The sequence below is a fragment of the Paraburkholderia sp. MPAMCS5 genome (assembly GCF_036016995.1).
Lineage (GTDB): Bacteria > Pseudomonadota > Gammaproteobacteria > Burkholderiales > Burkholderiaceae > Paraburkholderia.
The window spans coordinates 293,944-307,417 of record NZ_JAYXBK010000004.1; the positions used below are offsets into that span (position 1 = coordinate 293,944).

A 13,474-nucleotide genomic window follows, 5' to 3' on the forward strand; every position below is an offset into this window, starting at 1 on the left:
AACTGCAAAAAGCCTCCGCTCACGAGAGGCACGCATTCAGATCTGCATGCAATCCAGCATGACGGATCATCTGAAAGGAGACAACGCAATGGCAACACATCCTGCCGTCCAGATGGAGGCCGACCGATCATTCGCGGATGCTACGTTTCGCAGAGCCGCATGGCGTTTCATGCCATTGCTGTTCATCTGCTACGTGGTGGCTTACCTCGACCGGGTGAATGTCGGGTTCGCGAAACTGCAGATGCTTAACGACCTGCATTTCAGTGACGCGGTCTACGGATTTGGCGCAGGGCTGTTCTTCGTCGGCTACTTCTTTTTCGAGGTGCCCAGCAATCTTCTGCTGCATCGTCTCGGAGCGCGCCGCTGGATTGCGCGCATCATGGTGACGTGGGCGGTGCTGTCGCTTGCAACGGCGTGGGTGACAACGCCTTATATGTTCTATGCTGTTCGCTTCCTGCTCGGCATTGCCGAAGCCGGCTTCTTTCCCGGCATGATTCTCTATCTGACGTACTGGTTTCCGGCGCAGCGCCGCGGAAAGATGACGGCGGTTCTCATGGCGGGAAACCCCGTCTCGGGAATCGTCGGCGGCCCGCTGTCCGGTTTCATCATGCACACCTTTGCGGGCACCGCCGGTTTTACCGGCTGGCAATGGCTTTTCGTCATTGAAGCGCTGCCCGCTGTTCTGCTCGGCATCATCGTCTACTTTTTGCTCGACGATCGCGTCGAGACCGCCACGTGGCTCGACGACAGTGAAAAAGCGCTGATCGCAAGGGAAATCGGCAACGACGCCTCGGTGCGTACACACGGGTCGGTCAAGGATGTATTCACTTCCGCGCGCGTATGGCTCCTGTGTCTGATCCTGTTCGGCATCATCATGGGTTCGTATGCGATCGGCTTCTGGCAGCCGACGATCATCAAGGGCTCTGGCGTGAAAGATCCACTGACCGTGGGTCTGCTCACGATGATTCCCTATACCACGGCTCTCATCGCCATGCTCCTCGTTGCGCGCAACGCCGACCGCACGCGCCAGCGCAAATGGCACGTCAGTGCGCCGGCACTGGTCGCAGCCGTTGGCTTTTGCATCTGCGCCTTCAGCGGAAATCAGCTGGTTCCCGCGATGATCGGACTCACGCTCGCGACGGCAGGGGTGATTTCGGCTCTGCCGATGTTCTGGGCGCTTCCCACATCTTTCCTTGGTGGAACGGGCGCCGCGGCCGGCATCGCTCTCATCAATTCCACCGCAAATCTGGCTGGCTTTGTGAGTCCCTCGGTAATTGGGTGGCTCAAGACCGAAACGCATACGTTGGCGTCGGGCCTTTATCTGGTAGCAGGCACCTTGACGATGTCCGCTCTCCTGATCCTGATTTGCTTGCCCGCCCGCGTCGTGAACCGGTAACACGTGGCGAAGGTTGCGAACTGGGCGGCGGCGATCATCCAAGCGACGCTGGCCGACTCGAAGCGACTTTTCAACAGACTCCTGGAGCATCAACATGAACACTTCCCGCCCTTCGCGTTTGCGCGGCGTCCTTGCGCCTGTGGTCACGCCGTTCCGTGGCAACCTCGACGTGGATACCGAGGCCTTCATTGCGCATTGCCGCTGGCTCGTGAACAGCGGTGCTGGCCTTGCGATCTTCGGGACCAACTCCGAAGCCAACTCGCTTTCGATTGGCGAGCGGATTGAACTGACCGATGCGTTGATCGGGGCCGGGGTTCCGGCATCGTCGATGATGCCGGGCACGGGGACGTCGTCAATCCCCGATACCGTCCAGCTGACGCGCCACGCAGTGGATGCGGGCGCTGCCGGCATCCTGATGCTCCCACCGTTTTTCTACAAAAACCTCTCGGAAGACGGGCTATTCGCCTACTACTCGGAAGTCATCGAGCGCGTGGGCGATTCCCGCCTCTCGCTGTATCTGTACCACATCCCTGCGCTTTCTGGCGTGCCGATTACGCTCGGGCTGATCGAACGCCTTCTGAAGCGGTATCCGGATACGCTCGCCGGAGTTAAGGATTCCTCTGGAAACTGGTCCAACACGAAGGCGATGATTGACCAGTTTGCGGCGCAAGGCGTCGATATTTTTCCGGCAAGCGAAGCGTTCCTGAGCGCGGCCCTTCCAATCGGCGCGGCAGGCTGTATCAGCGCGACGGCCAACGTCAACCCCGCATGCATCGCCCAACTGTGCGCACGCTGGAACGACGCGGACGGCGCCGCGCTGCAGGAAGAGGCGACAACAGTCAGAAAGATCTTCCAGGCCCTTCCGATGATCGCCGCAATGAAGTACACGCTCGCGCACTGGCACAATGACGCAGACTGGTGCACGGTGCGGCCGCCGCTCACTGCTTTGGACGAAGCAACCGGTCATAAGCTGATCGACGACCTCAAAGCCATCGGCTTCGACATGCCGGGCGTCCGTGCTAAAGAGAACGCGTAGAAAGAGCCATGACTGAGTTTTGCATGCCAGTGCCCGCGCAGCGGAGTGTCGCCGTCGCGGGAAGGTATGAGTGACGTTTCGTTCGCAATCGCGAACACTTGATGACTTGACGGCGCGCCGCAGCCCGGACGCATCGTTTGCTTTTTTAAGGTGGAGACAGCCATGACAGACAATGCGAAGGACCCCAAGCACTCAGTCGCACCGACAGGTATGAAACGAGGTCTAACCTCCTATGGAGATCAGGGATTCTCGTTGTTCCTCCGTAAGGCGTTTATCAAAGGTGCCGGTTACACCGACCAGGCGCTGGACCGTCCTGTCATTGGCATCGTGAATACGGGCAGCGGATTTAACGCCTGCCACGGCAACATGCCGCAGCTTGTCGAAGCCGTGAAGCGCGGCGTGATGCTCGCGGGCGGCTTGCCGGTCGATTTCCCGACGATCTCCATTCACGAAAGCTTCGCGTCGCCGACGTCGATGTATCTGCGCAATCTGATGTCGATGGACACGGAGGAGATGATTCGCGCCCAGCCGATGGATGCCGTCGTGCTGATCGGCGGATGCGACAAGACAGTTCCGGCGCAATTGATGGGCGCTGCTTCGGCAGGCATTCCCGCTATCCAGTTGGTCACCGGCGCGATGCTCACCGGGTCGCACCGCGGCGAACGCGTTGGCGCGTGTACGGATTGCCGGCGCTACTGGGCTAAGTTCCGCGCCAGTGAAATCGACGAGGAAGAAGTCTCCGATGTGAACAACCAGCTTGTCGCAAGCGTCGGAACCTGCTCCGTCATGGGCACTGCGAGCACCATGGCGTGTATTGCCGAAGCACTGGGGATGACCGTCCCGGGTGGCGCGACGCCTCCAGCCGTGACCGCCGATCGCATTCGCGTGGCGGAACAGACGGGAACGGTCGCAGTGAAGATGGCCGTAGAACGCCTTACGATCGACAGAATTCTCACGCCAAAGGCATTTGAAAACGCCATGCGCGTGCTGCTGGCCATCGGCGGGTCGACAAATGCGATTGTCCATCTGGCCGCCGTGGCCGGTCGTCTGGGCCACAAGATCGATCTGGATGCGCTCGACCGGATGGGCAAGGAAACGCCTGTGCTGCTCGACCTGAAACCGACGGGACAGCACTACATGGAAGACTTCCATAAAGCCGGCGGCGTGGCCACGCTTTTGCGGGAACTCAAGCCCTTGCTGAACCTGGACACAATGACCGTGACAGGACGCACGCTTGGCGAGGAAATCGAGGCGAGCGGCTCTGGATTCAAGCAGGACGTGGTACGGCCCTTCGCAGACCCGATCTATCCCCAGGGCGGCCTCGCGGTTCTTCGAGGCAATCTGGCTCCGGGCGGAGCCATTATCAAGCAGTCCGCAGCGGACCCGAAACTCATGGAGCACGAGGGCCGTGCAGTTGTCTTCGAGAACATCGAGGATCTCGTGGCTCGCATCGATGATGACGCGCTCGACGTCACAGCAGATGATGTCCTTGTACTCAAGAACATCGGACCTTTGGGTGCGAGTATGCCTGAGGCAGGATATATCCCGATTCCGCGCAAGCTTGCGCGCGCTGGCGTCAAGGACATGGTGCGAATCTCGGACGGCCGTATGAGTGGCACTGCATTCGGGACGATCGTACTGCATGTCACGCCTGAGGCGGCCCTTGGTGGAACGCTCGCGCACGTGCGCAACGGCGATCGGATTCGGCTTAGCGTCGCCCGGCGCGAAATTGCGTTGCTCGTTTCCGATGAAGAACTCGAGAAGCGCGCAGCGGCAAACCCGGTCGCGCGCCCGAAGGCCAGCCGCGGATATCGGAAGTTGTTCCTTCAGGCAGTGACGCAAGCGGACGAAGGTGTTGACTTTGACTTTCTGCAAGCTGAAATCCTTCAAAACGATTCGGCATCCGAACAAAACAAAGGATGAAGAACAATGGAGCGCAAGAAGGTTCTCAGGATCGGCGTCTTTCACGACGAATTGCAACGCGTAATGGATGATGAGCTGCAGTGCTACTCCGACGAAGAGATCATGGAGGACGCTGCACTTCGCGCGCAGATCGGCGCGATCATCACGCGGAGCAACTATCGAATTTCCCCCGAACTTCTCGATCAATTGCCCATGTTAAGCATCATTGCAACCGCGGGGGTGGGCTACGACGGGATTCCAGTCGCAGCGGCGAGGGAGCGCGGCATCGTCGTCACTAACACGCCCGGCGTACTTGATTCGGCAGTCTGCGAGCTTGCTGTGGGTCTTCTGCTGGCCATGGTGCGAAAGATTCCTGCCATGGATCAGTACGTCCGCAGCGGAGCCTGGAAAACCGCGCCGTACGCTCTCACCACCGGCCTTGCAGGAAAACGCATCGGCATTGTCGGATTAGGACGCATCGGACGCGGCATCGCTGATCGGCTCATCCCGTTCGGAGTTGAGATCGCTTACACGGGACGCGAGCAGGGAGTGTCCTACGGTCACTTCAGCGATGTTCAGCAACTGGCTCACTATGCCGATGTCCTCATCCTGTCGTGCCCTGGCGGTCCTGCAACGCATCACCTTGTCAATGCCGAGGTGTTGAAGTGCCTGGGGAGCGAGGGCTTTCTCGTCAACGTCGCTCGCGGTTCCGTGGTTGATGAAACCGCATTGGCGGCCGCACTGCAGGACGGGGTGATAAGAGGGGCGGCGCTTGACGTGTTCGAATCCGAACCGCTGATCGAGTCGCCGCTCCTGCACCAGGCCAACGTGGTCCTGGCTCCGCATGCAGGATCTGCGACCGAAGAGACCCGACGCACGATGCTGCGCATCACGCTGGACAACATCCACCGGGTGCTCGATGGCCACGAGGCGCTGACGCCGGTCTGACTGCGGGTTCGCGCGCAGGCGTCTAGTCGCCGGACGGGTCGCCCGCGGCGGCCCCAAATAATTCGGCTGCCTTACGAGAAAACGTTTTGGCCAAAGGGTAGCGCGGCGTCTGTCGCGCGATGATGAGACCGATGCGCCGCACTGGCGCACGGTCCGGCAAGGCAATACGCGCGATAGCGAGACCGCTGGTCCACATGGATGGCCAGTCGGGCAGGAGCGACACGCCAATGCCCTTGTCAACCAGCGTGGCGATGGCCAGCAGCCCGTCGATCTCCAGACGCTGCCGGGGATGCAAATGGTGGTCGCGAAGATACCGGTCTGCGAGTTGGCCGCCGAGAACCGAGCGATCGTAGCGGATAAATGGCTCGTTCTCGAGCAACTCATGCGCGTCTCGTCCGGCCATCGACGCATGCGCGACAACGACTAACGGCTCTTCCGTCAGTGGCAGCCAGTCGCAGGTTTTTGCGATCGCAAACTGTGGCTCAACCACAATGGCGACGTCCAGTTCACCCGAACCCACTTTCCTGCACAGCTCGACGGAGCTGCCCGGTTCGACAAAGATCCGAACGTCGGGATAGGCGCCGTACACGCGCTGCAACACGGAGGGAAGGACGCTGGCCATCGCTGAAACGAAGACACCCAGGCGCAACTCGCCGATCTGCGTCTGACCGTCTTGAGCGATCGCCTGCATGTCGCGCACCGCTCGCAAGACGGCATGAGCGCTATCGAGAATCTTGAGCCCTTCCGCTGTGGGCTTGACGAAACGCCCGGAGCGCTGAATCAGTGGGGCTCCGATGTCTTCCTCAAGCGAGCGCACGCGTGCGGCGACTGCGGTAGCAGTCAGGTCAAGGCGTCGTGCTGCTTCTGCGATCGAACCGCATTCCAGCACTGCGACGAAGCTCTGCACATAACGTGTGTCCATAACGCATTTTACCGAATCGAATTGTGTTGCTTTCGACGGTTGATCAATCGGTGCATTTTCGACCCTGCGGTTCAGTGCGGCAACATACCGACAACGGCTTACTGGCTCGTCGCCTGTTCAGATGCGATGCGCCGCAAACGTCGCCCAGCGAGCCAGTGGGACAGGCGATCGAACCACAAATGAACAACCGGTGTGGTAAAGAGCGTGAGCATCTGGGAAACGATCAATCCGCCAACGATCGAAATGCCGAGTGGCACCCTCAACTCCGCACCCACGCCGTAGCCGAGCGCGAGCGGCAGTGCCCCGAAGAGGGCAGCGAGCGTGGTCATCATGATCGGACGGAAACGGAGAATACACGCCTCGCGAATTGCCTCGACCGGAGAAAGTCCGTGTTCTCGCTCGGCAACCAGCGCGAAATCGATCATCATGATCGCGTTTTTCTTGACGATGCCAATCAGAAGAATCACGCCGATCATCCCCATGATCGATAGGTCTTGCCCGCACAGCATCAGCGCGAGCAATGCGCCGATCCCCGCGGAAGGCAGCGTTGAGATGATCGTCAATGGATGAATCGCGCTTTCGTACAGCACCCCGAGCACCAGGTAGACCGCGATCAGCGCTGCGGCGATCAGATAGGGCTCGCTTTGCAACGACGCCTGAAACGCCTGTGCCGTGCCCTGGAACGTGCCCGTCATCGCGTCAGGCTTGCCGATCGCAGCCTCGGCCTTGTGGACGGTCGAGACAGCGTTGCCGAGCGACTCGCCAGGCGCGAGGTTGAATGAGATCGTGACGGACGGAAAAAGGCCCTGATGATTGACTGAAACTGGCGAGACCGTATTGTCGACCCGCGCGAGTGTGCTGAGCGGCACGAGCTGGCTTGTCAGCGGCGAACGGATGTAGAGATGGGTGAGCGCGTCGGTTGCCAGCTGATATCCGGGGTCCACTTCCTCGATCACATGATACTGGTTCAACTGGGTGAACATCGTCGCGATCTGGCGCTGGCCGAACGCATCGTACAGGGTGTCGTCGATCATCTGCGCAGTGATGCCGAAACGTGCTGCGGTGTTCCGGTCGATCATGGTCATCGACGATAAGGGCACATTGTCGGATGGGACGGTGAAAGGTCCGCTGCACCCGATGGCCTCGGCGATCGGCATCAATATTAATCGCGTCCCCGGCAAGCCGCTGGAACCTTGGCTCAAGGCTTATTGTGAATTTCTGCTCTCCAAGGATGCCCAGGATATCATCGGGTCCTCCGAAATGAGGAAGGCAGGTTTCAGGCCGCTCCAACCCGGCGAGGCAGCCGAGGAGTTGAAGAAGATCGAATAGATCTTTGAAGTCACGCGTTGATGCTCGCGTCCCGCATGTTGTGGTCGTGCGCTGATGGAAGCGGGAAGCACAAGGGATACCGCATCTTCGGCCACGCCATACTTCAGCAGGAAGACATCCTTTCGCCTGAGCGATACTCGATATCCAGGCAGCGAGACCATCATCCGCGACACAAAAATGGTCGAAGCCTCGGCGATACTCGGCGTTTTCGATTCGGAGGAAGACGCGCAACGTGCCGGGTTAGGCTGGTCTCGCGCCTGGGTCGATAACCACGGCTAGCACGTGGCCGGCGTCGGGACGGATCAGCCTACGCTGGGGCGAAAACAACCGCCCCGATGTCAGCGATGTGCGTAAAGCTTCGAACGAACCGGTATGTCTCGTCGCCGATAGTTATCCGGTTTACACCGGGCCGCGTCAGTTCGAGTATCTGGTCAGCCACGGCCCCCGTCCTCATTCGCGGTGCAGCGGCATCGAGATGTAAGACGCGGCTTGAGATAATAAGTCATCCCGATAGAACGATGTTGCGAGCACATTGGGTGGAATCTGGCGCCAGAGGCGCCGTTAAAGTGACTCAGAGCGAATGTCGATCTCCCGTTCAATTCATGTGAGCGCCTCGATTCGCCGGCACGTAGGCTTGCGCTAGGACGATGCAACTGCGAGGCGCCCATCAAGCGGCTCCGCCATCGCGATGCTAGCGGCGCTTGCCGAATTCTTCGCTGCCAGCAGTCCACGCGATAGCCTGTTCGCTCAAACTGAAGCCGAGGCCCGGACGGTTCGGAACGTGCATTCGTCCCCCGCGCAGTTCAAGCCGCTCGTTGAACAGTGGCTCCAGCCATTCGAAGTGTTCGAGCCACGGTTCGCTCTCGAATGCAGCGGCCAGGTGAAGATGAATCTCCATCGCGAAGTGGGGCGCGAGTCTGAGACCCTTCAGATTGGCGAACTGCATGATCTGCAAGAACGGCGTGATGCCACCGACTCGCGGCGCGTCGGGTTGAATGAAGTCAGCGCCGCGCGCTTCGATCAACTGGGCATGTTCGCCGAAGCTGGTCAGCATTTCACCCGTTGCGATCGCCGTGTCGAGCGAGAGGGCGAGCGCTGCATGACCTTCGAAGTCGTAGGCGTCCAATGGCTCTTCGATCCACGTCAGATCGAGTTCTTCGAGCGCGCGACAGGCACGCTGCGCCTTCAGGCGATCCCATTGCTGGTTGGCATCGACCATTAACGGGAAATCCGGACCGAGCAGCTCACGCACCGCTGAAACCCGCCGGAAGTCCTCGCGCATGTCGGGTTGCCCCACCTTGAGCTTGATGCCGCCGATTCCATTCTTACGCGACCGTTCGACGTTTTCCAGCACGCGCTCGAGCGGCATCGACAGGTAGCCGCCCGAGGTGTTGTAACACTGCACGGAGTCGCGATGCGCGCCCAGTAGCTTGGCCAGGGGCAGATTTGCGCGCTTGGCCTTCAGATCCCACAGCGCGATATCGAACGGGGCGATTGCCTGCGTCGTCAGGCCGCTTCTGCCCATCGACGCACCTGCCCACAGCAGTTTGTTGAAGATCTTTGCTATGTCATTCGGATCTTCGCCGATCAGCGCAGGCGCGAGTTCCTTCGCGTGGGCGAACATGCCTTGTCCACCCGCGCGCTTCGAGTATCCGAAACCGATGCCCGTGTGCCCCTGTTCGCTGCCGATTTCGGCAAAGATGAATGCGATTTCCGTCAACGGTTTCTGCCGTCCGGTGAGCACCTTGGCGTCGCTGATCGGCGCTTCGAGCGGCAGGAAAGTCAGCGACACCTTGACCCACGAAATGCGATCGGTCGTGGCTTCACCTGGTTGCAGTGCCGCCAGCGTCTGAGCGTTGAATACTTGTGCTTCTGTAGACATCTATTTCTCCAGACAAGAGATTACCGGCTCAGTTCATCGAGGCTGAGACGATGAATCCTTGGAACAATGAACAGATATGAGAAGGCCGCGATCAGGCCGTGCGCACCCACATAGATGAGCGCGGTATTGAATGAACCGCTCGCATGCAGCAGATAACCGATAACAACGGGCGTCACGATGCCAGCGATGTTGCCAAGTGCGTTGAACACGCCACCCGTGACACCGACCATTTCTTGCGGAGCGGTGTCGGCCACCACGGTGAAGCCGAGGTTGCCAAAACCTTTTCCGAAAAATGCGAGGCTCATGACGGCGACGACGATCCACGGCGTGTCGATGTAGTTGCACAGGATCATCGAGGAACTGAGCAGCACGCCCGTCACGATCGGTGTCTTGCGCGCGACCGTGAGCGATCCGCTGCGCTTGAGCAGCCTGTCGGAGAAAAAGCCCGATGCGATGGCGCCGACGAGGCCGCACAGCGCGGGAATCGACGACACGAAACCGGCCTGGAGGATGTCGAAGCCACGCTGCTTGACGAGATAGATCGGAAACCACGTCACATAGAACCATGTGATCGCCGAGACGCAATACTGGCCGAGGAACATCCCGAGAAGCATGCGGCTGCGAAACAGCAGGCCGATCTCCGCAAGTTGCGAGCGTTGCGGGCCTTGGGCTTCCGAGTGCTTGCGGCTGCTCAAATCGACGAGGCCGCCGCCCTCGCGGATGTACGACAGTTCAGTTTCCGTCAGGCGGGGATGGTCTGTCGGCAGGTAGTAATAGCGTGCCCACAGTGCCGCAATCACGAACCCTGCGCAGCCCATCGCAATGAAGACGTATTGCCAGCCGAACGCGTAGCACACCCATCCCATGAAGGGGGTGAACACCGCCAGCGAGAAATACTGTGCGCTGTTGAAGATCGCGCCTGCAATGCCTCGCTCGGAGGAGGGGAACCAGGAGGCAATCACGCGCGTCGAGGCGGGACCGACGGGCGACTCGGCCACGCCGAGCAGAAAGCGCAGTCCGAGCAGCAACGGAAAGATCACGCCGACGAACTCGACGAGGCCCATGCAGACCGTGAACGCCGACCAGATCGCGACGGCCCAGAACATCGACTTCTTCGAACCGATTCTGTCGGCGAGCCACCCGGAAGGGATCATGAACAGCACATAGGCCCAACTGAACGCCGAGAAGAGATAGCCGATTTCGACAGTCGAGATGCCAAGCTCACGCCCCATATCCGTTCCGGCAACGGAGAGAGCTGCACGGTCACCGCTGCTCAACGCGAGCACGATCGTGATCAGGGCGAGCATGCCGAAGCGCCAGCGGCCGCGTTTTGCATCGACGCCGACCGCCGGGCGCGCGGCGCCGAGGCTCTGCGTGTCGGCCGTCGGCGGCCAGGTCCTTTCGTTACCGCTCATAGAACGTCTCCATGATTTTTTTGAATGCCGCGACGACCTGCACCGCCGAAGGCTGGAGCAAGCGGCGACCCTGCGATCTGGCACTCCCATCGTTTGGGAATGTCCCTTCGTGTTTGATCGCCAGTACGCTGCGGAATGACAACGCTTACAAATGACAACGCTTACATAGCTTAAAAATGCGGTACTCTGATGTCAATGCCAGATGTGTTTCTACTGGTCGAATCCAACCCGCCAGACCCACATGATGGAAATCCGAACGTCCGGCCTAGCTCACCTGGTGATAACCCTTAATGGCAGATTTTCTCGACGGCAACGACGGCCAACCCGCGAATTCCGGGCCGCGTACGGCGACGCTGCGCGATGTCGCGCAACTGGCGCGCGTGTCGTTCGTGACCGTCTCGCGGGTGCTCAATCACCCGGAAAAAGTGTCCGAGCGGACCGCCAAGCGTGTGCGTGCAGCGATCAAGAAGACCGGCTACGTTCCGAACCTGCTGGCAGGCGGTCTCGCGATGCAGCGCAGCCGTCTCGTGATCGCCGTCATTCCGACGTTCGCGCACAGACCGTTCATCAGCACACTGACCGAGCTTGGCCTTGCGCTCGAAAAAGGCGGCTATCAGTTGCTCGTGTGTCAGTCCGGCTATTCCGGCGAAAACGAGTCTGTGCTAGTCGAGTCGATGCTGATGCGCCGGCCCGATGCGATTGTTCTGACGACGCCGCTGCGAAGCAGGTCCATGCGCACCTTATTGCAGCAACGTCAGATACCGGTGGTCGAGACGTGGCAGTTGCACGAGAGTCCGGTTGACGCTCAGGTGGGATTCGATCACGTCGCAGTGGGGCGGGCGATGGGCAACTACATCGCAGAGAAGGGCTACAGCGCAGTGGGCCTCATCTGGAGCGAGGACGCCCGCGCGCAACTGCGGCGCAAAGGCTGCGTATCGGCGCTGTCGGAGGCGGGCGTCAAAGTCGTCGGAACGGAGGTGGTTCCCGTTCCCGTGAGCGTGCGCGATGGACGTCATGCATCCGCCCGATTGCTCGAAGGGCGCAAGAAACCCGATGCGCTGATTTGCAGCATCGACCTGCTGGCGCATGGCGCATTGATCGAAGCGCAACACAGGCAGATCGACGTGCCTGGCGAACTGGGGATCATGGGTTTCGGCGATCTGGAAGTGTCGGCGGACCTCGAACCGCCCCTCACGACGGTGCGAGTCGACGCCCGAAAGATCGGCGCGTGCGCCGCGTCCATCCTCTTATATCGCCTGGCGAATGGACAGGCGGACGCCGAAATCGAAAGGTCGGTCGATGTCGGCTTCAGCATCGTTGCCCGTGGGACGGCGTGAGCTTCGCAGTCACGAGTGACCGGTTCCATATGCTGGAACTACGCAGCATGGACGGGGATGTTGTCCATTGCACGCGGCAAGGGGGCGAGCCCAGAATGAAGCATCAGGAAATCTGGACAGTTCCCCATGAAAGCTGCACCCTCAACTTCGACCTTCAACGGATACGTTCGCACTAACGGCCAGGTCGGCACTCGAAACTATATTGGCGTGCTGGTCGTGGGCAATTGCGCAGCAACAGCCGCACGCCAGGTGGCCGCTTGGTTTACGCCGAAGCGGCTGGCCGCTTACCCGAATGTCGACGGCGTGGTTCCCTTCATCCATGAACTTGGATGTGGAATGGAAAAAAGCGGCGAGCCGATGGATCTGCTGCGCCGTACTCTGGGCGGTTCGATCCGCAATCCGAACCTCGCCGGCGCGGTCGTCATGGCGCTCGGCTGCGAACGGAACAACATCTATGGGTTCCTGGAGCAGGAGGCCCTTGAGAGCGGTCCGATGCTGCACACGGTAGTCCTTCAGGAGGTGGGCGGCACGCGGGCGGCCATCGACGGCGGTATCGCGGCTGTGGAAAGCATGCTCGCGCAGGCGAACCAGTTCACGCGCACGATTACATCGGTCGAGCATCTCGTGGTGGGACTGCTCGCCGAGACCGATCCAGCAGCCTGCGAGGTGCATGCCGCACTGGGACATGCAGTCGACCGGCTGATCACCGAAGGCGGCACCGCCATCGTGACGGATACCGTGCAGAGCGCTCCTGCGCTGATTGCGCGCAGTGCTTCGAGCGCAGTCGAGCGCGAACTCGAACAGCGCGTGTCATGGTGGACTCAATACACGGCGAGTCGCGACACGCCGACGTCACGTCGTGTGCAGCGGCACGACGTGACATCTACGTTGCCACATGGCGGCTCGGCACCATTGCAGGCGGTCTTTTCCTATGGACAGCAGGTGCCCTCGAAAGGGCTGGTGCTGATGGACTGTCCGGGGCACGAGGCGGCCGCCTCGTCGGGACTCGTGGCGTCTGGGGCGACCCTCATCGGAACGGCTTCGAGGAGCGTGACCACCTTTGGCGCGGCCGGCGCGCCGACGCTCAAGCTGGCAGTGAGCGCCGCGCAGTACGCGCGCTACAGCGATGACCTCGATATCGATGGCAGCGGAATCGAAGCAGGGTCCGCGAGCGTGGAAGAATTGGGCGATGTGATTTTCAATCGCTGGCTGGCGTGCGCGTCTGGCGAACAGACGCGCAGTGAAGAACTGGGGATCGGGGAGTGCGAGTTCGTACCGTGGTCGATCGGCGTCCTCGCATAACAGGA

11 protein-coding genes and 1 pseudogene are annotated in these 13,474 nt (G+C 60.4%); 8 read left to right on the plus strand and 4 right to left on the minus strand.

What is annotated here, in order from left to right:
* Positions 1-88: 88 nt before the first annotated feature.
* The 4 genes from VOM14_RS11655 to VOM14_RS11670 all read left to right on the plus strand — a co-directional run bounded on the left by VOM14_RS11655 (position 89) and on the right by VOM14_RS11670 (position 5,282).
* The gene (locus VOM14_RS11655; RefSeq protein ID WP_327629078.1) at positions 89-1,396 is read left to right on the plus strand and encodes an MFS transporter; all 1,308 of its coding nucleotides are present in this window, start codon (positions 89-91) and stop codon (positions 1,394-1,396) included.
* Positions 1,397-1,535: 139 nt separating this feature from the next.
* Positions 1,536-2,432: a dihydrodipicolinate synthase family protein gene (locus VOM14_RS11660; RefSeq protein WP_327628851.1), complete on the plus strand. Its 897-nt coding sequence runs from the start codon at positions 1,536-1,538 to the stop codon at positions 2,430-2,432.
* A gap of 162 nt (positions 2,433-2,594) precedes the next feature.
* Positions 2,595-4,355 (plus strand): IlvD/Edd family dehydratase, encoded by a 1,761-nt coding sequence (locus tag VOM14_RS11665; protein WP_327628852.1) that lies wholly within the window; start codon positions 2,595-2,597, stop codon positions 4,353-4,355.
* Between the two features lie 6 nt (positions 4,356-4,361).
* Positions 4,362-5,282, plus strand: coding sequence for a 2-hydroxyacid dehydrogenase (locus tag VOM14_RS11670; protein ID WP_327628853.1), 921 nt, complete (start codon positions 4,362-4,364; stop codon positions 5,280-5,282).
* 22 nt (positions 5,283-5,304) lie between these two features.
* On the opposite strand, the gene VOM14_RS11675 is transcribed toward VOM14_RS11670, so the two are convergent.
* Positions 5,305-6,204 carry a LysR family transcriptional regulator gene (locus VOM14_RS11675; protein ID WP_327628854.1) on the minus strand — a complete coding sequence of 300 codons (900 nt, stop codon included), beginning with the start codon at positions 6,202-6,204 and terminating at the stop codon, positions 5,305-5,307.
* Positions 6,205-6,302: 98 nt separating this feature from the next.
* Positions 6,303-7,283 (minus strand): efflux RND transporter permease subunit, encoded by a 981-nt coding sequence (locus VOM14_RS11680; RefSeq protein WP_327628855.1) that lies wholly within the window; start codon positions 7,281-7,283, stop codon positions 6,303-6,305.
* On the opposite strand from VOM14_RS11680, the gene VOM14_RS11685 reads away from it, so the two are divergent.
* Both VOM14_RS11685 and VOM14_RS11690 read left to right on the plus strand, forming a co-directional pair.
* The gene (locus VOM14_RS11685) at positions 7,282-7,533 is read left to right on the plus strand and encodes a hypothetical protein (RefSeq protein ID WP_327628856.1); all 252 of its coding nucleotides are present in this window, start codon (positions 7,282-7,284) and stop codon (positions 7,531-7,533) included. The two genes, VOM14_RS11680 and VOM14_RS11685, sit on opposite strands and share 2 nt — an antisense overlap.
* A gap of 35 nt (positions 7,534-7,568) precedes the next feature.
* Positions 7,569-7,812: pseudogene (locus tag VOM14_RS11690) on the plus strand (hypothetical protein).
* Positions 7,813-8,224: 412 nt separating this feature from the next.
* Here VOM14_RS11690 and VOM14_RS11695 read toward each other — a convergent pair.
* Together VOM14_RS11695 and VOM14_RS11700 are read right to left on the minus strand one after the other, a co-directional pair.
* Entirely contained in the window at positions 8,225-9,415 is a 1,191-nt protein-coding gene (locus tag VOM14_RS11695) for an L-talarate/galactarate dehydratase (protein WP_327628857.1), read from the minus strand.
* Positions 9,416-9,435: 20 nt separating this feature from the next.
* Positions 9,436-10,830, minus strand: coding sequence for an MFS transporter (locus tag VOM14_RS11700; RefSeq protein ID WP_327628858.1), 1,395 nt, complete (start codon positions 10,828-10,830; stop codon positions 9,436-9,438).
* A gap of 290 nt (positions 10,831-11,120) precedes the next feature.
* Here VOM14_RS11700 and VOM14_RS11705 point away from each other — a divergent pair, with 290 nt between their 5' ends.
* Positions 11,121-12,167 (plus strand): LacI family DNA-binding transcriptional regulator, encoded by a 1,047-nt coding sequence (locus VOM14_RS11705; RefSeq protein ID WP_327628859.1) that lies wholly within the window; start codon positions 11,121-11,123, stop codon positions 12,165-12,167.
* A 126-nt stretch (positions 12,168-12,293) separates the two neighbouring features.
* Complete coding sequence (locus tag VOM14_RS11710) at positions 12,294-13,469, plus strand: UxaA family hydrolase (RefSeq protein WP_327628860.1); 1,176 nt, start codon at positions 12,294-12,296, stop codon at positions 13,467-13,469.
* The last annotated feature ends 5 nt before the right edge of the window (positions 13,470-13,474 follow it).

Coding starts and splice junctions, on each gene's coding strand:
- VOM14_RS11655 (WP_327629078.1), top strand. CDS start 89: ATGGCAACACATCCTGCCGTCCAGATGGAGGCCGACCGATCATTCGCG.
- VOM14_RS11665 (WP_327628852.1), top strand. CDS start 2,595: ATGACAGACAATGCGAAGGACCCCAAGCACTCAGTCGCACCGACAGGT.
- VOM14_RS11670 (WP_327628853.1), top strand. CDS start 4,362: ATGGAGCGCAAGAAGGTTCTCAGGATCGGCGTCTTTCACGACGAATTG.
- VOM14_RS11675 (WP_327628854.1), bottom strand. CDS start 6,204: ATGGACACACGTTATGTGCAGAGCTTCGTCGCAGTGCTGGAATGCGGT.
- VOM14_RS11685 (WP_327628856.1), top strand. CDS start 7,282: ATGGTCATCGACGATAAGGGCACATTGTCGGATGGGACGGTGAAAGGT.
- VOM14_RS11680 (WP_327628855.1), bottom strand. CDS start 7,283: ATGATCGACCGGAACACCGCAGCACGTTTCGGCATCACTGCGCAGATG.
- VOM14_RS11695 (WP_327628857.1), bottom strand. CDS start 9,415: ATGTCTACAGAAGCACAAGTATTCAACGCTCAGACGCTGGCGGCACTG.
- VOM14_RS11700 (WP_327628858.1), bottom strand. CDS start 10,830: ATGAGCGGTAACGAAAGGACCTGGCCGCCGACGGCCGACACGCAGAGC.
- VOM14_RS11705 (WP_327628859.1), top strand. CDS start 11,121: ATGGCAGATTTTCTCGACGGCAACGACGGCCAACCCGCGAATTCCGGG.
- VOM14_RS11710 (WP_327628860.1), top strand. CDS start 12,294: ATGAAAGCTGCACCCTCAACTTCGACCTTCAACGGATACGTTCGCACT.